Below are 20,238 nucleotides of genomic sequence, written 5' to 3'. Positions count from 1 at the left end.
CCTGCGGTGGCACCGGCCTGTCAGCCGATCGGCCACCACGCGGGCAGCAGTTCGCTGAGGTCCGCCAGGAAATCCCCGGCGGCCCGGGGCGTATCCTCCAGCAACCGCGACTCGAACGCACCCACCACGCCGTAAGCGATGAAGCGGGCCACCATCGCCGCCGGAACCCGGCGGCCGTCCCGGGCGCTGACGGTGATGCCCCTGCTTTCGAGGACCAGCCGCACGGATGCCTCGAAGTGCCCGCCCAGCATGGCGTGCAGCCCGGCAGGACCGGCGTCGGTGTTCAGGCCGCGCCGGTAGATCCTGCGGTGCTGGTCCACGTGCTGGACCACTCCTGCGGTGACTGCGCGGATCGCATCGCCCAGTTCGTTATCCGTCGCTGTAAGGTTCCCGGAGCGCAGGGCGTCCAGCTCCGTCGAGAGCACCTGATGGAGGAGCGCCACCGGTGAGGCGGCGTGCTGGTAGAACGTTGACCTGTTCACCCCGGCAGCAGCGGCCACCTGGGAAGCGGTGAGCGATCCGGCGTCGTGGTCCGCCGCAAGGTCCAGGATGGCCGCGGCGAGGCGCTCCCTGCTGCGCTGAGCCCGGGGGTCCAGCGCGGGTGCCAAGGCGGCGCCCTCCTTCTGCGGCGATGTCATGCAGGTCACACTCCCGGGTGATGTCGGACTCCAGCGGTGGATTTACCGCCAGTCCGAGCGTAGCGTGTCAAGTATCCAACAAGTGTTGGATAGATATCTGAGGCCGGCGGTTGTCCGGCCCATCGGCTGGAAGGAAGCACCATGGCCCGTTTTGACGGTCGCGTCGGCATCATCACCGGAGGGGCCAGCGGCATTGGCCGGGCTTCCGCGGTACGTTTCGCGGCGGAAGGTGGCTCGGTGGTCATCGCCGATGTCCAGGACGGTCCCGCAGCGCAGGTTGTCGCCGGGATCGAGGCCGCCGGCGGCAATGCCCGGGCCATCCACCTGGACGTCACCAGCGAGGCCGGCTGGGCCGACGCCGTGGCCTTCACCCTGCGGGAATTCGGCCGGCTGGACGTCCTGGTTAATAACGCCGGCATCGGCGACAACCAGGCCATTGAAGTCACCAGCCTGGAAACCTACAACAAAGTGGTTGCCGTGACCCAGACCAGCGTGTTCCTCGGCGTCAAGGCCGCATCGGCCGCCCTGAAGGAGTCCGGCAACGGCGCGGTGGTGAACGTCTCCTCCATGTTCGGGATTGTGGGCGGCTTCGGAACGTCCCCGGCCTACGCCGCAGCCAAGGGCGCCGTGCGCACCATGACCAAAAACACGGCGCTCGGCTGGGCCACGGAAGGCGTCCGCGTGAACTCGGTGCACCCCGGATTCATTGACACGCCCATCCTGGGGGACACCGACCGCCAGTTGCTCACGGAAACCACCCCGATGGCGCGGCTGGGCCGGCCCGAGGATGTCGCAGCGGTCATCCTGTTCGCCGCCAGCGACGACGCTGCGTTTATGACCGGCTCCGAACTTGTGGTCGACGGCGGCTATACCGCCCGCTGATCGCCAAAGCCCCTGCGGATTGCCCGGCACGCTCCGGCAGCCGGGCAGTCCGCACCGCCCCCTGACCTGAACCACACAGAAAGACCATCGACATGCGCGCAATCGTTTTTGAGGAATGGCAGCAGTTTCCCGTGCTGGCGGACGTGGCCAAGCCAACGCCCGGCCCGGGTGAGGTCCTGCTGAAGGTGGCCGGCGCCGGTGCCTGCCACTCGGACGTCAGCATTTTCCAGGACTTCACCGCAGAGGTCCCCGGCAACATCAAAAAGGGCTTTGTCCTGGGCCACGAAAGCTCCGGCTGGGTCGAGGAAGTGGGTCCCGGCGTCTCCGGCATCGGGATCGGCGACGCATACCTGGTGTACGGGCCCGTTGGCTGCGGCCACTGCAAGGCCTGCTCCCGGGGGCAGGACACCTATTGTGCCAACGCCGCCACCAACCCCTACCTTGCCATCGGACTGGGCCGCGACGGCGGCATGGCGGAGTACGTCACCGTGCCGGTCCGGAACCTGATTCCGTTGGGCGACGCGGATCCCGTGGCTGCAGCCCCGTTGTCCGATGCCGCACTGACGCCCTACCACGCCATCAAGCAGGCCATGCCCAACCTGGCGGGTGGCGGCCGGTTCGCGCTCGTCGTCGGACTTGGCGGCCTGGGCCAGATCGCCGTCCAGATCCTCAAGGCACTGACCGGCGCCACGGTGATCGCCACGGACATGAAACCCGAGGCCATGGCCAAGGCGGAAGCTGCCGGCGCCATCACCGTCCCGGGCGGTCCCGGACAGGTGGAGCGGATCCGCGCCATTACCGGAGGGCGCGGCGTTGACGCGGCCTTCGACTTTGTTGGCGTTACGCCCACCATCGCCACTGCCACCGGATCCATGGCGCAGGGCGGCCGCTTGACCGTGGTGGGCATTGCCGGGGGAGTCCACGAGTGGACCTTCTTCAACACGCCGTACGAGTCCACCATCACCAACACCTACTGGGGCACCATCGAGGAACTTCACGAGGTGGTGGACATGTACCGGGCAGGCCAGATTGTGCCGGACATCGAGACGTTCAGCCTCGAGGACGGGCTGGCCGCCTACCGCAGGCTGGCGGACGGGCAGTTGAGCGCCCGGGCCGTGATCGTTCCGCACGGAAAGTAGTTGCGTTCCCGGCCCCGGTCCCTAGGATCGGGGCATGAGGGAACGTCCGCAGGCCCTGATCGAATCGGCAGTCCGGCGCTACGGCGCGGATGAGGTGGTGGACTGGGCGGCGGGCCTGCTGGCCGGCGCCGACCCGGACGACGCTGGTCCGGACGACGCTGGTCTGGACGGGGCCGGCAAGAACGGGGTGAGGGATATCCGACTGCTGGGCGGCTCCCCTGGCTGGCACGCGTACTGGTTCCGGGTCTGGGGCGCCCGGGCCTTGCTTTACGTCTGGGACACCACGGCCGCGCCGGCCGTGGTGGCCGGACTTTCCGATGACCACTGGCGGGTGCGGGAGATGTGCGCAAAAGTCTGCCGCCTCCGGGACCTGCCGGAGGCCGCGGACGAACTGGTCAAACTGATGGCCGACGGAACGGAACGGGTCCGGATAGCCGCGGCCAAAGCCATCGGCGACACCTGCGAGGCGGACGCCGCCGGCCCACTGCTGGCAGGGGAATTCGGCAGCCTGCGTGAAGCCGCCGCCGCTGCCCAGGCACTGGACCGCATGGAGCAGCGGCTGGACCGCAGGCTCCGCTGAGGCCGGCGCCGGCGTTGCCCCGCGGTCCGGACCTAGCTGCCTGCTTCAGGAAAGTCGTCGATTCCGGCGGCTGCCGCGTCCTGCTTCCGCTGCCGGTGCGACGGGGCCAGGAGTGCAGCCAGGAGGGCGAGCACGCCCACGGCAGCCGAGGCCCAGAAGCCCAGGGTGAAGGCGTCGTCGGACGGCGCCCCCTGCGGGGTGACGTTGGAAGAGATGAGCGCCGCGATGACTGCCGTGCCCACGCTGCTGCCAATGGTCCGCAGCACGGTGTTGGCGCTGATGGCTTCGCCGGTCTGGGTGGCGGGAACGCTTTCGACAATGGCATTGGACGTGGCAGCCAGTGCCATACCGATGCCAATGCCGGTGAGGACGCCGGAGACCAGGATCTGCCACGCCTCCGCATGGCCCAGGGCGGGCAGGATAAATGCGGCGATGACCGACACGGCACCCACAATCATGGGAACCTTTGGTCCGATCCGGCGGATGAGGGCACCGGCCACCACACCGGAGATGACCATGGCCACGATGGTGGGCAGCAGGTACAGGCCCGCCTCGCTGACGGACTTGCCGAAGCCGTAGCCCAGCACGGACGGCAACTGCAGCAGCGTGGGGATCAGGATGAACGTGCCGAACATGGCGAACCCGAAGGCCAGGGCAACGATGTGGGCGGTCCACACGCCACGGTTTTTGAACAGCCGGACATCCACCAGGGGCTCGGCAACGCGCAGTTCAATGATGACAAAGGCTGCCAGTGCGGCGGCGCCGCCGATCAGGAGGCCAACAGTTTTGGCATCGCCCCAGCCCCAGGCCTGTCCTTCCGTGACGGCCAGCAGGATGGCCACCAGGGCCACGGTGAGGACGCCGGTTCCCAGCATGTCCAGGCGGCCGGGTTTGCGGACGGGGGACTCGGGCATCCCGAAGATGGCACCCAGGAGGGCGATGAGCACCAGCGCGGCGGGCAGCCAGAACAGCCAGTGCCAGGACAGGGCCTCAACGATGGGCCCGGCAGCTACGATGCCAATGCCGGCGCCGATTCCGAAAATCGCGGACAGAAGGCCGATGGTGACGCTGACGCGCTCCTTGGGCAGCTCATCGCGGACAATGCCGATGGACAGCGGCATCACGGCACCGGCCGCGCCCTGGAGTACCCGGGCAATGATCAGCACGGTGAGGTTGGTGGCCAGGGCAGCCAGGACGGTACCGGCCAGGAGCAGCGCGAGCACCACAATGAGGACTTTGCGCTTGCCCACCATGTCTCCCAGGCGGCCCAGCACGGGCGTCAGGACGGCGGCGGCCAGCAGGTAGGCGGTGAGGACCCAGCTTGCATCGCTGGTGGCGACGCCCAGGTCCTTGCCGATGGTGCCCAGCGCGGGAGCCACGAGTGACTGCAGGACGGCAAAGGACAGCCCGGCCAAGGCCAGGTACATGATGATTGCGGTGCCCCGTGGCCGCTGGACGTCCGCTCCGGGCGCGGGACTCCCGGCCGGTTGCTGCGTAGTGACGGACATGATGCTCCTCCAAGATGTAAACAGTTGATGACTCATAATTGATCACGGAACAACTTAAGTCAACATGCGTTTACATGCCGGTATTCCGGATAGGGTTGGGGAAGGAAAGGCAGAACATGGACAACCAACAGACGACGACGGGCAGGGACGCAGCTGGCACGCGCCGCCGCCTGGTCCAGGCTGCCCGCCGCAGGTTTGCCACCGAAGGCTTCCGGGCTACCACGGTCCGGCATATCGCCGCGGACGTGGGCGTCAATGTAGCCCTGATCAGCCGCTACTTCGGGTCGAAGGAGGGCCTGTTTGAAGCCTGCATGAGCCGGACCGTTGACGAACTGGATCCGCGGCGGATTACCCGCCCCGGCACGGTGGACGAACTGGTGGACAGGCTGATCGGGCACATCATCGAACTGCCCAACCCGGATGATCCGCTCCAGTTGCTGCTTCTGCTCCGGTCCTCCGGCGATGAGCGGGCGGATGCCATCCGCCGCAGGACGCTGGAGTCCTTCACGGAACGGCTTGCCGGGGTTGCCGGCTGGCGTGCGGAGGACCCCACCACGGAGCCGCTCCTCCTGCGGGCGCAGATAGCGATCGCCACCATGCTGGGCCTGGTGATGCTGCGGACCTCCACCGGTGTCCAGCCGGTCACCTCTGCCACCTCCGGCGACTTCACGGAACCGCTGGGCCAGGCACTCCGGGCCCTGCTCACCACCGCGCCTGCCCCTACGCAGGAGTGAGACCCTTCCATTGAATGAAATCCACTGGCACCGGCAGGCCCTGCCGGTTCATGGTTGGCTGAAGGTTACCGGATGCCATCCCGGCAGGACCAAGGGGCCGCACGTCACCGCGGCAAGCGCCCGGCGGTGGAAGGGGACAGCATGCTCCGGGTTGAACCACGATGCCGCGTCATTATCGACAACGACTGGGCGGGCGATCCGGATGGACTGATCGCACTGGCCCACCATGCGTTGTCTCCGGCCAACCGGATCATCGCCGTGACGGGGTCGCTGACCAATCCCATGTTCGGCCCGCCGGCCGGCCAGGCCCTGGCGGGGTCAGCCCTTGCGGCGGAACTCCTGCAGGTCCTGGCTGTCCCGGCCCCGGTCCACGCCGGTCCGGACAGTCCTTTCACGGGAAGGCCGCGGGATTCCGCCGCTGCCCGCGCCATCGTGGCGGCGGCCAACGCCGACGGCGACCTTCCCGCGGTCCTGGTCTGCGCAGGGCCGCTGACCAACGTAGCGGACGCCCTGCTGGCGGATCCCGGCATCGCCGGCCGGCTCACCCTGGCCTGGGTAGGCGGCGCGGCGGCGGACGCCGATGAATACAACTACTTCACCGACCCCGAAGCAGCCGGCTTCGTCCTCGGCAACCCGGACCTGGCGGTGTGGCAGTTTCCGCTCGAGACCTACCGTCAGTTGGTGGTTTCCCTGGCGGAGCTTGAGCACCGCCTGAAACAAGCGGGCGACGCCGGCGCGTGGCTTTGGGAGCGCTTTGACACCCTGCAGGTTCCGGACGTCGTAAAGTTCGGCCCCACCTGGTGCCTGGGGGACAGCGCGCCGCTGCTGGTCACCGGCCTCGACGATGTCACCAGCAGCTATGAAACAACCGGCACCGCGCCGTCCCGCCGGCTCTATAAGCAGCTGGATTCCCGGCTGGTGGTTGAGGATTTCTTCGCCCGGCTGGCCCTGAACAACCGCGCCTGAACAACCGGGCCTGAACAGCGGCGCATGAACGCGCCCCTAAAAGCCGCTACTCCGCCGGTGGCCGCCGTCGTTGCTGCTTGGTGGCGGACCGCTGCACCTTGGCGGCGAGGCGGCGGCGGTGCGACCCGCGGGTGGGCTTGGTGGCCCGGCGAACGGCCGGACCCGGCGCCAAGGCATCAGCAACCAGCGCCGCCAGTTTCGCCAGCGCCAGTTCGCGGTTCCGCAGCTGAGAGCGCTGCTCGGACGCCGTCACGGTGATCACGCCGGCAACGAGCCGGGGGCCCAGCCGGGCCAGCAGCATTCCGCGCTGGCCTTCCGAAAGGACAGCAGAAGCGCCTGGATTCCAGGACAGCTCCGCCCGGCTGTCGGTGGTGTTGACGTGCTGCCCGCCGGGACCTGAGGCGCGCGAAAACCGCCAGCCCAGCTCGGCCGCCGGGATAACAAGCGTGGGTAGCACCTCCAGGTCCATTCCCCCAGAATTGCACACCGGCGGCGCGGTGGCCGCCACCGGGCCGGTCAGGCCGGGTTGCCCGTTTAGCACGAATCTTTTATCTACACGAGTAGAAATGTCGAAGCCCCATCAGGAGTAAGTGCTGTAAAGGTTAAAGAAGGCAATGTGGAAAACAGTTGACTCGAGTAGAAATGCGCCCAAGAATAGTGGGACCGCATCCGTACTCAACAAAAGGACCCATAACAATGACGTTTTCTCTCGGCGTGGTCGGCGCCGGCCAGTTCGGCGGCCAGTTTGCCCACCTGTTTATGCTGCACCCCGGCGTCAGTGCCGTCTACGCCGTGGACGAGCGCCCGGAGCGTGCCAAAGAGGCTGTCCGGCAACACCACCTGACCGGCACCATGGCGTCCTTCGATGACCTGCTTGCCTCCGACGTGGACGCTGTGGCCATCTTCACCCAGCGCTGGACCCACGGGCCGTTGGTGGAGCGTGCGCTACGGGCCGGCAAGCATGTCTACTCGGCGGTGCCCATGGCCATCACCGAAGCCGAGATCGCGCGGATCATCGAGGCGGTACGGGAGACCGGGAAGGTGTACATGATGGGGGAGACCAGCTATTACAACCCCGCCACCGTCTATGCCCGGAACCGGCAGGCCGCGGGCGACTTCGGCCGGCTGTTCTACACCGAAGGCGACTACGTCCACGACATGGACCTGGGCTTCTACGATGCCTACGCCTACAGTGGCGGCGAGCAGTGGAAGGAAACGGCAAGCTACCCGCCCATGCTCTACCCCACCCACGCCATCGGCGGCGTGCTGGGCGCCATGGCCTCCCATGCCGTCAGCGTCAGCTGCGTCGGGGTCAGGGATGACCGCGGCGATGGCGTCTTCGACCGTGAGATCAGCATGTTCGGCAACGATTTCTCCAACGCCACCGCCCTGTTTGAAATGAGCGACGGCGGGGCCATGCGTACCAATGAGATGCGCCGGGTGGGCTACCCCTCCCACATCCGTGAATCGCGGTTCCGGTTCTTCGGCACGGAGGCCAGCTTCGAGCAGCTGGCCAACGTGACGGTGTGGCAGAACAAGGCGGCCGTGGAGGACATCTCGCACCTCATGGCGACGCAGGCCAGCATGTCCCTGGACGATCCGTCGCTGGAGAACGTGGCGCCGGAACTCCGTGACGCCTTTGTGTCCGGGCTGGCCCCTGTCCACGACAGTTCCCGGCTGCCCGCCGAATTCCAGGGCGCGCCCAATGGCCATGAGGGCAGCCACCATTTCCTGGTGGACGACTTTGTGACGGCGGTCAACTCCGGAACGCTGCCCCCGGTCAACGCCTGGACCGCCGCTCGCTTTACGCTTCCCGGCATCATTGCGCACGAATCCGCCCTCCAGAACGGCGCACGGCTGCCCATCCCCGACTTCGGGGACGCGCCGACGGCGCTCTAACCGGGAGGCGCGGGCGGCAGGTCACACGGCGAAACACTTGAAGCTTTGAGTAAACATATCTAAGATAAACTTTAAGCTTCAAGTAACTCGACCGCAGAGGACCGCCATGACCGCTGTTGCCCACACCTCCCGCCACGTCCCGGTCCCGCCCGCGGCCACCGTGCGCACCCAGGTCACCGTTCCCCTGCGTTTCCCCGACGGATACAGCACCACCGCTGACGTCCTGACCTTCCACGGCCTGGCCGACGGCAAGGAACACCTGCTGCTGGCCCTCGGACCGTGGGAGCAGGCCCTCCTCGGTGCCGACCCCGCGACCGGATCCCCGGCCGGAGCGGCCCCGCTGGTCCGGATGCACAGCGAGTGCATGACAGGGGACGTCTTCGGCAGCGAGCGCTGCGACTGCGGACCCCAGCTCCGCGAAGCCGTGGAGCAGATTGCCGGCACGGGCGGCTTCCTGCTGTACCTGCGGCAGGAAGGGCGGGGCATCGGACTGTATTCAAAGCTGGACGCCTACGCCCTGCAGGACACGGGGCTGGACACTTACGATGCCAACCTGGCGCTGGGCCACGCGGCTGACGAACGGGACTACACTGCCGCGGCCCAGATGCTGCACGCCCTGGGCGCCACCTCCGTGCGGCTGCTGAGCAACAACCCGGACAAGGCCGCCCAGCTGGCGGGGTTCGGCATCGGCATCACCGAGTCCGTCGCCACGGGCGTGCACCTTTCGGCGGCCAACGGCCGGTACCTCGCCGCCAAGCGCGACCGGACCGCCCATACGCTGGTCCTGCCGGCCGCCGTCGAGCCCTCCGCCGTCGAGCGTTCTGCAGGAAATGCTTCCGCTGTGCCGGCGCCTGCCGGCATCCCCGATCCCGCAGACCTCCTGGCCCGGGTGGAGGCCCTGGTCCCGGCCCTGCAGGCCCGCGCTGCCGACACCGAGGCGCAGCGGCGCCTGCCGGCGGACACCGTGGCAGACCTGCATGGTGCCGGAGTCTTCCGGGTCCTGGTCCCGAAGGCCCTGGGCGGCTTCGGCATGGGCGCGGACACCTATGCAGAGGTCATCCGGCTGCTGGCCAGGGGCTGCGCCTCGACGGCCTGGACGGCAGGGCACCTGATGGAACACGCCTGGATGCTGGCGCGCTGGCCGCGCCAGGTCCAGGACGAGGTCTTCAGCCACGGAACCATGCCCCTGGCCGCTGCGACCAGCGCACCGGCGGGAACGGCCCGCACCGTGCCCGGCGGGCTGGCCATCACCGGGCACTGGCGCTTTGCCTCCGGCATCCTGCACTCGGAGTGGGCCCTGCTGGCCGTGGACCTCGACGGCGTTCGCCTGCAGTGCCTGGTCCCGGTGCCGGAGCTGGAACTGCAGGATGCCTGGCACACCGACGGCCTGCGCGGAACAGGCAGCAATGACCTGCTGGCCACGGACCTGTTCGTTCCGGGCTACCGCACCCTGGCGTGGGAGAAGTTGGCGGCGCCGGACAACCCAGGCAGCAGGATCCACCCGGAACCCCTGATCCAGGCACCCATAGGGACGCTGCTGAACCTGGTGGCGCCCTCGGTGGCCCTCGGCGCTGCAGAAAGCGCCGTGGACCTGTTCCGGGACCGGCTGCAGGCCGGCGGCGGCAAAAACCCCGTGGGCCGGCAGGCAGACTCGCCGCTGGCGCAGGCACGCTTTGCCCGGGCCTTCGGACAGCTCGCCTCGGCCCGCCTGCTGTGGACGGACGCCCTTGGCGCCATCACGACGGCGGGACCCGGGAAGGGCCCGGACCCCACCGAAGCCGGGCGAGCCGAGGTCCGGCTGCTGCTGGGCCTCAGCGCCGATGCCGCCCAGGACGCGGTGCGCCTGGTTATGGCCGGTTCCGGAGCCGGCGTGCACCGGCTGGCACATCCCCTGCAGCGGATCCAGCGCGACATCGGCGTCCTGGTCAACCACCCCACCTTGAGCCTCGACCCCATCCTGGAGCGGGCCGGCCGCGACCTGCTGGTCAGTGCCGCTGGCCGTTTCCGGTCCGGTACGTCGCCAGCGTGATCCCACCCGGCAGCGGTTCCGCCGCAATGGCCTGCAGGTCACGGGGTTCCGTTCCGTTGCTGAAGAGCGGGATTCCGCTGCCCAGGAGGATGGGATTGATCTTCAACTGGATCTCGTCGATGAGGTCCACCAGCTGGCCGGCGAGCTGCCCGCCCCCGCACAGCCAGATGTCCCGGCCGGGCCCGTCCTTGAGCTTCGCAACCCGCGCGGCGATGTCGCCTGCCATGATCTCCACGTGGGGCGACGCCGGCAGCAGCTGATGGGTGGCAACGATCTGCCGCAGGTGTGGATAGGCGCCGTCTGACAGGCCCGCCGCGACCGCCGGCTCGTGCGTGCGCCGGCCCAGCAGGACGGTGTCGAAGCGGCGGGGCGCACCGGTGACTCCCAGCGCTGCACGCAAGTGCGCCGGGCATGTCTCCGGGTACCGGGCGAACAGGCTGGCCAGGGTTTCAGGCTGCACGGGGAAGCGGGAGAAATCGCCTGCCGGATCGGCGATGAAGCCGTCGATCGAGGTGGCGACGAAGTAGACGAGGTGGCGCACGGAGTACTCCAATCACTGCGAGGGTTCGGGCTGTCTTCCCTTCAGTATCACCCGGCCGCCGGTATCGTGGCTGGCCAGCGGGCCGGTACCGGCGTCCGGCGGTAGCCGGATCGGCAGGCGCCGTGGAAGGATCAGGTATGCCCCACCGCCTGATGTTGCTGGACACCGCGTCGCTGTACTTCCGTGCCTTCTACGGGTTGCCGGATTCCATCCGGCGGGCGGACGGGACCCCCGTGAACGCGGTCCGCGGGCTGCTGGACATGATCTCCCGGCTCACCACCGACTACCGCGCCACGCACCTTGTGGCGTGCTGGGACAACGACTGGCGGCCGCAGTGGCGGGTGGACCTGATTCCCACCTACAAAGCCCACCGGGTGGCCCAGGCGTTTCCTGACGCCACCGACGTCGAGGTGGTCCCGGACGCGCTGGAGGCGCAACTGCCCATGATCCGCGAGGTGCTGGATCTTGCCGGCATCGCCGTGGTGGGCGCCGCCAACCATGAAGCCGACGACGTTATCGGCACCTACGCCAGCCATGCGGCCTTCCCCGTGGATGTTGTCACCGGCGACCGGGACCTGTTCCAGGTCTGCGATGACCGCCGCCAGGTCCGGGTGATCTACACCGCCCGGGGCATGAAGAACCTGGACGTGATGACCGAGGAAACCGTGGTGGCCAAATACCGGGTGCTCCCGCAGCAGTACGCCGACTACGCCACCCTCCGCGGCGACGCCTCGGACGGTCTCCCCGGTGTTGCGGGGATCGGCGAAAAGACCGCAGCTACGCTGCTCCTCGACTACGGGACCCTGGCAGGACTCCTCGAAGCAGCCGCCAACCCCGCCAGCAAGATCTCCCCGGCCGTGCGGTCCAAACTGGCGGCGGCCGGGGACTACCTTGAAGCAGCCCCCGCCGTCGTCAACCTGGTGCGGGACCTGGACCTGCCTACCCTCGAGGAGGCAGGCGCGCACCTTCGTCCGGTGACCGGCGGTCCGCGGAAGGAACTGGAGCGCCTGGCCACCGAATGGAATTTGGGCGGCTCGGTCCAGCGGCTCCTGGCAGCCCTGGACCAGCGCGCCTGAAGGTTCGAGGCAGGTCAGCCGGCAGCTTTCCTGATGTGGTCAGCGATCCGCTTCTCCGTCTCCGGGGTGAGGGCGAGCAGCGCGAAGGACGTGACCCAGAGGTCGCCGTCGTCAAGGTTCGCTGACTCCTCGAACCCGACTGTGGCGTAGCGGGAGGTGAACTTGGCCGCTGCCTTGAAAAACACCACCACCTTGCCGTCCGCGTCCGTGTACGCCGGAAAGCCGTACCAGGTCTTGGGCACCAGCTGCGGGGCAACCTCGGTGACAATCCGGTCGATCCCCTCCGCGAGGACACGGTCGTCGTCAGGCATTGCCGCGATCGCGTCGCGGACTGCCTGTTCCCCTGCGGCCCGGGTTTTACCGGCTTTTTCCTCGGCCCGGAGTTCCGCGGCGCGCTGTTTGACAGCATCCCGCTCGTCCTTGGACAGCCCTGTGGTTTTTTCAGCCATGTGATCCTCCGTTAACAACTCCGCGGCGGGTGGTCCGCCTCTCCTGAATCTACTGCTCCTGACGCCGCGGCGCCCGCCGTCAGGCGATTTTCCTGGTGGCCACCCGCAGCCGGTTACTGCTGCCGCACGGCACGGCCCAGGCGCACTGCTGCTTCTTCCAGCCGCTGTGCGGGGACGTCCCCGAAGGCCAGCCGGATGTGCCGGTCAGCGTCCGTGCCGGGCCCGGAGGCGAAGAAGGAACCCCGCTGGTACTCCACGCCTTCGGCGCTGGCGGCTGCCGCCAGTGCGTCCGCGTCGATTCCGGCGTCCTGAAGGCGGGGCCACAGGAAAAGGCCGCCGCCGGGAAGGGTGGTCTGGAACGCTCCGGGGGCTTCGCGTTCCAAGGCGGCCACCAGCGTCCTTGCCCTGGTCAGGTACAGCTCCCGGGCCCGCGCCAGGGTGGCGTCAAACAGGTCCGGCTGGGACGTCAAAAGTTCGCCCACAATGGCCTGGACCAGCGTGGAGCTGTGCGAATCCTGCCGGCTGCGCAGTGCCACGAGGTCCGCGGCGAGGTGTTCGGGTGCCACCAGCCAGCCCAAGCGCAGCCCGGGGCCCAGCGTCTTGGTGAAGGTGTTGATGTGGATGACGTGGTCGGAGGTGTTGAAGGCGTCAACGCTTTCCGGTCCGCCGCTGTACCAGAGTTCCCGGTACGGGTTGTCGGCCAGGACCACAAAGCCGTAATGCTCCGCCAGCCGGACCAGCTCGGTCCGGGCCCCGGCCGGAAGTGTGCCCTGCGAGGGGTTATGGAAGTCGGGGACCGTGTACAGCGCTGACGGGCGGGCACCCGCGCGGAGCCGGTCCGCGAGTTCGTCCACGTCCAGTCCGTGCGCGCCCACCCGGATGGGCAGGGTGTTTGCACCGGAGAGCTGGAGGCCGCGGAGGAAGAGCGGGAAGATGGGGTTGTCCACGGCCACCGTGTCGCCGCGTTCCACCACCGCCTGGATGCCCAGCGACAGGCCGTGGAAACCGCCGTTGGTGATAATGATCCGCTCCACTGGGACGCCTTCCCTGGCGGCAATCCAGTCCCGGAGCGGCGAAATGCCTTCGGTGCGGGAGTACTGGAGTGACGGCAGCCCCGGGCGGGACAGGACCCGGGTGGTGGCCGCAGCCAGCTCCGCGGCAGGGAGGACTCCGGGGTCCGGGATACCACCGAGCAGTTCGATGGCATCCTCCCGCCGGTCACGGAGGGTGGCGTCGCCGAAGCCTTTCGGGGCGGTGAACCCTGCGATCAGTGCTGTTTTGCGCGCCGGTGCGGGCCGGGTCGGGGTGGAAGTCATGATGCAGCCTTTACGGGTTGTTGGACGGGGCCGGCGCCGGGAATGGCCGCCAGGAGCGCCTGGGTATAGGGATGTTCCGGCCGGGAGAAGACCTGATCGACGGTGCCTTGCTCCACCACCTGTCCCCGGCGCAGGACGGACACGGTGTCCGCCACCTGGCGCACCAGTGCCAGGTCGTGCGAGACGAAGAGGTACGTCAGGCCGAGCCCCCGCTGCAGCCGGGCCAGCAGTTCGAGGATTCCGGCCTGCACGCTGACGTCCAGGGCGGAGGTGGGTTCGTCCAGGACCACAACATCGGGGCGCATCACCAGCGCGCGGGCTATGGCCACCCGCTGGCGTTGGCCGCCGGACAGTTCCGCGGGCCGGCGGCGCAGGGTCTCCGCGGGCAGGCCCACGGCTTCCAGCGCCTCGACCACCAGCGCGGCCCGGCCGGCCTTGTGGCCCACCTGGAACCGGTCCAGCGGTTCGCGGATGATCCTGCCCACCCGCCAGCTGGGATCCAGGGACGTGAACGGGTTCTGGTAGACCAGCTGGAGGTGGCGGCGGACGTCCCGCAGGGCAGCCCGGGACAGCCCGGCGGTGGGTTGGCCGCCCACCAGGATGCCGCCGTCGTCCGGTTGGTCGAGACCCAGCAGGAGCCGGACGGCCGTGGTCTTGCCGGAGCCGGACTCGCCCACCAGGGCGTGCGTCCGGCCGCGCTCCACCGTGAACGACACCTTATCCAGGGCCAGGAAGTCTTTTTTGCCGGTCCGGAACCGCTTGGTCACCCCGGCCACCTCGATCTGGGGCGCCGCCGGCTCAGTGAGGGCGGATGAGGCAGTCCGCTGGCTGCGGTACCGGTCCGGATTCAGGGCCGGGACGTCGGCCTGCAGGCTGCGTGAATACTCCGTGGCCGGGGCGGCAAACACCTCCCGCGAGGAGCCCGATTCCTGCACGGCGCCGTCCTTGAGCACCACCAGTGAGTCCGTGCGCTCCGCCGCGATGGCCAGGTCATGGGTGATCAGGAGGAGGCTGATGTCCAGCTCCTGGCGAAGGTCCGCCAGCATGTCCAGGATGAGTTTCTGGACGGTGACATCCAGGGCCGACGTCGGTTCATCCGCCACAACCAGGGCGGGCCGCGGCAGCACGGTGAGGGCGATCAGGACACGCTGCAGCATGCCGCCGGAGAGCTGGTGCGGGTAGGAGTCATAAACCCGCCGCGGGTCCGGCAGCCCCACCTGCCCGAACACGCGCAGGACGGCCTCCCGGCGTTCGTCGGCGCCTGCCGGTCCCAGCAGCGCCGCGGCTTCCTGGGCCTGGGCGCCGATGGTCCGGACCGGGTTCAGGGCGGAGCCCGGGTCCTGGGGGATGAAGCCCAGCTTCCGGCCGCGGAGGGGACGGAACTGCCGCTCCGGAACGGCCAGGACCTCCGTGCCGTCGAACCGGACACTGCCGCCGGCGGACGACCCCGAAGGCAGCAGCCGGAGGATGGCTTTGGCGATGGTGGACTTTCCGGATCCGGACTCGCCGATCAGGGCCAGGCTGCCACCGCGGTCCAGGCTGAAGCCCACGTTGTGGACCACGTTGTTGCGCCCGTAGGCGACATTGAGCCCTGCCACAGTCAGCAACGCTTCGTTCCGGGGTGTCGGCATTGGATTTTCCTTTCCTGCGGGGTGGACGGTTTCGAGGGGACGGACGGCGTTCACCGGGTGCTCCGCATCCAGCGGCTGATCCTGTTGACGGCCAGGACGGTGGCCACGATCACCAGGGCGGGCGCGTAGACCAGCCACTGTGCCGTGGGGTAGGTCTTTCCGGATGCCACCAGCAGGCCCCAGTCGGACGCCGGGGGCGGATCGCCGTAGCCCAGGAATGCCAGCGACGCGATGACCAGGATGGACGTGCCGAACTGCAGCACCGCCAGCACCAGCACCGGGCGGTAGGCGTTGGGCAGCACATGGCCCAGCAGCGCCTGCAGCCGGTTTCCGCCCTGCAGGTAGGACGCTTCCACAAAAGCGGCCCGGCGGACCCGGATCACTTCCGCCCGCATCAACCGGGCAAACACGGCCACGGCCGAAACGCCGGTGGCGATGGCGGCGTTGATGGTCTGGAAGCCCAGCGAGCTGACAATCACCACGGCCAGAAGGAAGCCGGGGATGGCCAGCAGCACGTCCACGAACCGGCCCAGGGTGGTGTCCACCCAGCCGCCGCGGAATCCGCTGGCAAGTCCGATGGCGCTTCCCACCACCAGCCCGATGATCACTGCCACCAGGGCGCTGGTCACCGAGGAAGCGGTCCCGTGGACCACCCGGGCATATTGGTCCCGGCCCAGGTAGTCCGTGCCGAACCAGTGCTGGGCGCTGGGGGCAGCGAGCTTCGCTGCGGTTTCGCCGGTGACCGGGCTGAAGGAGGTGAAGACCCCGGGGACCAGGGACCAGAGCACCACAATGAGGAGGACCAGGAAGGACAGCGCCACCGTGGGCGGCAGGATGGTCCTGGTGCGGAGGGACGCGGCGCCGGCGCTGCGGAGCCGGGCGAAGGTCAGGTCGGCACTCATGCGTCCACCGTTTCGTTGATCTTGACCCGCGGATCCAGCAGCGGCGTGAGGAGGTCGGCGGCGAGGTTGACGGCCACAAACACCACTGCCGAAATGGCCACTACCGCCTGCAGGACCGGTTGGTCCTCGCCGGTGACGGCTTTCTGCACCACGGTGCCGATGCCGTCGCGGCCGAAGATGGTTTCGGTGATGACCGAGCCGCCCAGAAGTTCGCCGACGATCAGGGCGATCATGGCAACCGAGGGCAGTGCGGAAGGTTTGACCAGGTGCCGGGCGAACAGCGCGGCCTCGGTAAGTCCCCGGGACCGCGCCACCTGGGCGTAGTCCTGGCGGCTTTCGTGGTCCAGGCTGGCGAGCAGGACCTCTGCCAGCGGCGCCGAGACGGGAATCGCCAGGGTGATGGCGGCGAACAGTGTGGCCGCGGCACTGTTGGGATCGGTGGTGGTGAACGAATGCAGGCGGAACGCGAACAGTTCAATCAGGACCAGCCCGATCACGAAGTTGGGGACGGACAGGAAAAATGACGGGATGGAGCGCAGCACCCCTGCCCACCGGCCGGGCGCGTAGTGGGCGCCGTAGGCGATGGCCACGGCGAAGACCAGGGCGATGACAAAGGCAGTGAACGCCAGGGTCAGGGTGGAGGGGAGCGCGTCGCCAACCAGCTGGGCCACCGGCAGGTTGGACTGCAGCGAGAAACCCAGCTGCCCGGTGAGGAACCGGCCCAGGGACAGGACCAGCTGCACCAGGACCGGCTGGTCCAGTCCGTAGTAGGCAACGATCCGCTGGATGTCTGCCTCGCTGAGCCCGTGCTGCGGGTCCCTGAGGCTGTTGGTGATGGCATCGCCCGGAAGGACGCTGATCACCAGGAACGTGAGGATGTACGCCAGCAGGACCACCACCACGGCCTGGCCGGTCCGGACCAGGGCAAAGCGGCCATAGGTGTTGGTCATTTCCGCCACCACCCAACTGTTGCCGGGGGCCGGGACGATGTGGCCGGGCCGGTCATTTGGCGATCCAGGCGGTATAGAAGTTTGCGTAGGCCAGGCCGTTGTACTGGACGTCCCGGACCTTCGGGGAGATCAGGTACAGGCGCTGGACCAGCTGGTTCAACGGGATGAAGTAGCCCTGTTCCAGGACGTACTGCTGCAGTTCGCCGGTGACCTTTTCACGGGATGCCCTGTCGGACGCGCTGGCTACGGCGGCGGACAACTCGTTGAGCCGGGTGTCCGAGGTGCCCACGTTGAACCAGTCCTCGCCTTTGTTCTGGCTGGTCAGGACGCCTGCCACGGTACCCACGTCCACAAAGCTGCGGGACGTCTGGAACAGCGGCGGACGGCTGGCCTGGATCGCGGCGTATCCGGCGACGTCCACCACCTTGAGGGTGACCTTGATGCCGATCCGCTTGAGCTGCTGGGCGATGAGTTCGTCCTCGGCCTTGGTGGACGGGACGTAGGGGTTCGGCGTCAGCGGGAACTCGAGGGTCTTACCGTCCTTGGTGCGGTAACCGTCGGAGCCGGTTTTCCAGCCGGCGTCGTCCAGCAGCTTGCCGGCCTTGTCCGGGTCGAAGGCGAAGGAACTGCTGTAGTCGCCTGCTTCCGGGACGTTGCCCTGGATGAAGGTGGTGGCCGCGTCCCAGTCGGGAGTGTAGACGGTGCTGCGGATTTCCTCGCGGTCAATGCCGTGCTGGATGGCCTGCCGGACGCTGACGTCGTTGGTGGGGAAGGCCTGCGTGTTGACCTGGAACCCATCCACAAAGCCCAGGTACTTGGGGGTTCCCACGGTGAAACCGGCGGCCTTGAGCGCCTCGATTTCCTGCGGTTCCACGTTGAAGGCAACATCCGCCTGGCCGGAGGCCACCGTGGAGGTCCGCACGGAGGTGTCCTTGATGACTTTATAGGTGATGGTGTCCAGCCGGGCCGGGCCGGTGTGGCCCAGCGCTGCCGGGCCCCAGTTGTAGTCCGGCCGCTTCGCCAGCACATAGCTGTCGCCCTGCTTCCAGGACTTCAGCACAAACGGGCCGCTGCCGATTTCCTGGCTGAGGTCTGCCTGCGCCTCGGCCGGGAGGGCAAGGGTTTCCGGGCTGAGCAGGATGCAGCCGTGGTAGGCCAGGGTGGCGATGAAGCCCAGGGCGGGGGAGGAGAAGGAGACTTTGACGGTCTTCGCGTCCGCAGCTTCGGCGCCCACGTAGTTGCTTGCAGGGAAAAGGCCCACCTTGCTGATGCCCCGTTCGGGGTCCCCCTTGGCCCAGGCCTGGAGGTTTGCCACCACGGCGGCAGCGTCCAGCGGGGTGCCGTCGGAGAAGGTGACGCCGTCTTTGAGGTGGATGACGAAGTCCTTCGCCCCGTTCAGCTCCTCCCAGCTTTCGGCAACCCAGGGGCTGAGCGCACCGTTGGCGTCAACGTACACCAGCTTGTCCGTGAGCTGGCCCCAGAGGTTTCCCTCGTAGCTGGAGATGGAGGTTTTGCTGGACACCCAGCCGGTGTCATAGCCCTGGATCAGGAAGGTGATGTTTCCGCCGTCCACGGGAGTGCCGCCGTCGGCCGGGGTGCCGGTGGCCGCGGGACCGCCGCAGGCGGTGAGGAGGGCGGTGGCGCTGATGGCGCTGAAGCCGGCAAGGAACGCGCGGCGTTTGAATTCTGTTGCATGCATGGGGGTGGTCTCCTGGAAAAGTGTGGGGATGTGAAGTGGGCTAGATGGCTTTGCCGGGGTTGAGCCGGTGGAAGGGGTCCAGGGCGGCCTTGATGGCGTGCTGGGATTCCCGGACGCGTTCAGAGAGTTCCAGCGCGGCCCAGTCCTGTTTGAGGCTGCCGATCCCGTGTTCGCCGGTGACGGTGCCGCCCAGGGCGAGGGCCACCCTGACCAGTTCCGTGGCAGCATCCTGGAGGGCTGCCGGGGGCTGGTCCTCACCCGGGCCGATCGGCAGGGTGATGAGCGGGTGCAGGTTCCCGTCTCCGGCGTGGGACACGGCGGAGATCTTCACGCCGAAGCGTGCCTCCAGCGCGGGAAACGCCGCATAGACCTCCGGCAGCCGGGATTTAGGCACAGCGATGTCCTCGCCGATGTACCAGTGGCCGGCCGGCAGCCCGCGCCCGCTGCGGCGCAGCTCCCAGAGTTGGACGGCATCCGCAGCAGGCTCCACGGTGACCCGGCCGCCCTTGGCGGTCAGGGCGTCGGTCAGGTCCGACGCCTGCCCGGCGATGCCGTAACCATCGATTTCAATGAGGATCAGCGCTGCCCCGCGGGCCCGCAGGTCCGAGCCGGAGTGGCTGTCGATGGAGTCCAGGGTGGGGGTGTCGAAGAACTCGATGGCTGCGGGCCGGACGGGGGAGAGCGTGATGGCGCCGAGCGCTGCGGCGCCCAGGGCCGTGCTGTCGAAAAACGCGGTGACGGTGTTGCGGGCCACGGGGATGGGCCGCAGGCGGACCGTGGCCCGGACCACGATGCCCAGGATTCCCTCGGAGCCCACAAACAGGGAGGTCAGATCCAGGCCCGTGACGCCTTTGATGGATCGGTGCCCCACCGTGACCAGGCTGCCGTCAGCCAGGACGACGTCGAGGGCCAGGACGGATTCCCGGGTCACCCCGTATTTGGCGCAGCGCAGCCCGCCGGCATTGGTGGCGATGTTGCCGCCGATCGAGGAGATGTCGTAGCTGGCGGGGTCCGGTGCGTAGAACAGCCCGTATGGAGCCAGCGCGGCGTTCAGGTCGGCATTGATGAGCCCCGGCTCCACCACTGCCACCTCATCCAGCGGCGAAATCTCCACAATCGCCGCCATCCGTTCGGTGGACACCACCACCTGCTCCCCAGTCGCGGTGGCGCCGCCGGACAGGCCGGTCCCCGCTCCGCGCGGCACAACACTCAGGCCCAGTTCGACGGCGAGTCGCACCACGTCCTGCACCTGGGCTGCCGTCCGGGGAAAAACCACGGCGGGCCCTGGCTGTCCGGCGC

The 20,238-nt window shown here is 68.2% G+C and carries 19 protein-coding genes; 8 read left to right on the top strand and 11 right to left on the bottom strand.

Annotated features, from left to right (window positions below; translation table 11 throughout):
• Positions 1 to 20: 20 nt before the first annotated feature.
• Entirely contained in the window at positions 21 to 638 is a 618-nt protein-coding gene (locus ACU18_RS08805; RefSeq protein ID WP_050685173.1) for a TetR/AcrR family transcriptional regulator, read from the bottom strand.
• A gap of 141 nt (positions 639 to 779) precedes the next feature.
• On the opposite strand from ACU18_RS08805, the gene ACU18_RS08800 reads away from it, so the two are divergent.
• From ACU18_RS08800 to ACU18_RS08790, 3 genes are all read left to right on the top strand, one after another.
• On the top strand, positions 780 to 1,520 hold the full coding sequence (locus ACU18_RS08800; RefSeq protein ID WP_050685172.1) for an SDR family NAD(P)-dependent oxidoreductase: 741 nt from the start codon (positions 780 to 782) through the stop codon (positions 1,518 to 1,520).
• A gap of 92 nt (positions 1,521 to 1,612) precedes the next feature.
• On the top strand, positions 1,613 to 2,659 hold the full coding sequence (locus ACU18_RS08795) for an NAD(P)-dependent alcohol dehydrogenase (protein ID WP_050685171.1): 1,047 nt from the start codon (positions 1,613 to 1,615) through the stop codon (positions 2,657 to 2,659).
• A 34-nt stretch (positions 2,660 to 2,693) separates the two neighbouring features.
• Entirely contained in the window at positions 2,694 to 3,239 is a 546-nt protein-coding gene (locus tag ACU18_RS08790; protein ID WP_050685170.1) for a HEAT repeat domain-containing protein, read from the top strand.
• Positions 3,240 to 3,271: 32 nt separating this feature from the next.
• Here ACU18_RS08790 and ACU18_RS08785 read toward each other — a convergent pair whose 3' ends face one another.
• A complete protein-coding gene (locus ACU18_RS08785; RefSeq protein ID WP_050685169.1) occupies positions 3,272 to 4,747 on the bottom strand; it encodes an MFS transporter in 1,476 nt (491 codons plus the stop codon).
• A 116-nt stretch (positions 4,748 to 4,863) separates the two neighbouring features.
• Here ACU18_RS08785 and ACU18_RS08780 point away from each other — a divergent pair, with 116 nt between their 5' ends.
• Together ACU18_RS08780 and ACU18_RS08775 are read left to right on the top strand one after the other, a co-directional pair.
• Positions 4,864 to 5,481: a TetR/AcrR family transcriptional regulator gene (locus tag ACU18_RS08780; RefSeq protein ID WP_082178256.1), complete on the top strand. Its 618-nt coding sequence runs from the start codon at positions 4,864 to 4,866 to the stop codon at positions 5,479 to 5,481.
• A 141-nt stretch (positions 5,482 to 5,622) separates the two neighbouring features.
• Positions 5,623 to 6,447: a nucleoside hydrolase gene (locus ACU18_RS08775; protein ID WP_050685168.1), complete on the top strand. Its 825-nt coding sequence runs from the start codon at positions 5,623 to 5,625 to the stop codon at positions 6,445 to 6,447.
• 46 nt (positions 6,448 to 6,493) lie between these two features.
• On the opposite strand, the gene arfB is transcribed toward ACU18_RS08775, so the two are convergent.
• Positions 6,494 to 6,916 (bottom strand): alternative ribosome rescue aminoacyl-tRNA hydrolase ArfB, encoded by a 423-nt coding sequence (gene arfB / locus ACU18_RS08770; protein ID WP_050685167.1) that lies wholly within the window; start codon positions 6,914 to 6,916, stop codon positions 6,494 to 6,496.
• A 227-nt stretch (positions 6,917 to 7,143) separates the two neighbouring features.
• Here arfB and ACU18_RS08765 point away from each other — a divergent pair, with 227 nt between their 5' ends.
• Positions 7,144 to 8,346, top strand: coding sequence for a Gfo/Idh/MocA family protein (locus ACU18_RS08765; protein ID WP_050685166.1), 1,203 nt, complete (start codon positions 7,144 to 7,146; stop codon positions 8,344 to 8,346).
• A gap of 106 nt (positions 8,347 to 8,452) precedes the next feature.
• Complete coding sequence (ribA, locus tag ACU18_RS08760; RefSeq protein ID WP_050685165.1) at positions 8,453 to 10,375, top strand: GTP cyclohydrolase II RibA; 1,923 nt, start codon at positions 8,453 to 8,455, stop codon at positions 10,373 to 10,375.
• Here ribA and ACU18_RS08755 read toward each other — a convergent pair.
• On the bottom strand, positions 10,332 to 10,916 hold the full coding sequence (locus tag ACU18_RS08755; RefSeq protein ID WP_050685164.1) for a dihydrofolate reductase family protein: 585 nt from the start codon (positions 10,914 to 10,916) through the stop codon (positions 10,332 to 10,334). The two genes, ribA and ACU18_RS08755, sit on opposite strands and share 44 nt — an antisense overlap.
• Positions 10,917 to 11,053: 137 nt before the next feature.
• On the opposite strand from ACU18_RS08755, the gene ACU18_RS08750 reads away from it, so the two are divergent.
• Complete coding sequence (locus ACU18_RS08750) at positions 11,054 to 11,992, top strand: 5'-3' exonuclease (RefSeq protein WP_197273546.1); 939 nt, start codon at positions 11,054 to 11,056, stop codon at positions 11,990 to 11,992.
• Between the two features lie 14 nt (positions 11,993 to 12,006).
• Here the strand turns inward: ACU18_RS08750 and ACU18_RS08745 are convergent, their stop codons facing one another.
• From ACU18_RS08745 to ACU18_RS08715, 7 genes are all read right to left on the bottom strand, one after another.
• Positions 12,007 to 12,441 carry an iron chaperone gene (locus ACU18_RS08745; RefSeq protein ID WP_050685162.1) on the bottom strand — a complete coding sequence of 145 codons (435 nt, stop codon included), beginning with the start codon at positions 12,439 to 12,441 and terminating at the stop codon, positions 12,007 to 12,009.
• Between the two features lie 113 nt (positions 12,442 to 12,554).
• Complete coding sequence (locus tag ACU18_RS08740; protein ID WP_050685161.1) at positions 12,555 to 13,757, bottom strand: aminotransferase-like domain-containing protein; 1,203 nt, start codon at positions 13,755 to 13,757, stop codon at positions 12,555 to 12,557.
• Positions 13,754 to 15,388 carry a dipeptide ABC transporter ATP-binding protein gene (locus tag ACU18_RS08735; RefSeq protein ID WP_050685220.1) on the bottom strand — a complete coding sequence of 545 codons (1,635 nt, stop codon included), beginning with the start codon at positions 15,386 to 15,388 and terminating at the stop codon, positions 13,754 to 13,756. Before ACU18_RS08735 ends, ACU18_RS08740 begins: the two co-directional genes overlap by 4 nt.
• Positions 15,389 to 15,438: 50 nt before the next feature.
• Positions 15,439 to 16,290, bottom strand: a complete 852-nt coding sequence (locus ACU18_RS08730; RefSeq protein WP_157407647.1) for an ABC transporter permease — start codon at positions 16,288 to 16,290, stop codon at positions 15,439 to 15,441.
• A complete protein-coding gene (locus ACU18_RS08725; protein ID WP_050685160.1) occupies positions 16,287 to 17,240 on the bottom strand; it encodes an ABC transporter permease in 954 nt (317 codons plus the stop codon). Before ACU18_RS08725 ends, ACU18_RS08730 begins: the two co-directional genes overlap by 4 nt.
• 52 nt (positions 17,241 to 17,292) lie before the next feature.
• Entirely contained in the window at positions 17,293 to 18,939 is a 1,647-nt protein-coding gene (locus ACU18_RS08720; RefSeq protein ID WP_050685159.1) for an ABC transporter substrate-binding protein, read from the bottom strand.
• A gap of 40 nt (positions 18,940 to 18,979) precedes the next feature.
• Positions 18,980 to 20,238, bottom strand: a 1,259-nt coding sequence (locus ACU18_RS08715) for an FAD-binding oxidoreductase (protein WP_050685158.1), incomplete at its 5' end; no start/stop codon positions are given.

Source organism: Arthrobacter sp. ZBG10 (genome assembly GCF_001238605.1).
In the GTDB taxonomy this organism is placed as follows: Bacteria; Actinomycetota; Actinomycetes; order Actinomycetales; family Micrococcaceae; genus Arthrobacter.
The sequence above is the reverse complement of the archived record's forward strand: the minus strand, read 5'-3'. Positions and strand labels throughout refer to the sequence as shown.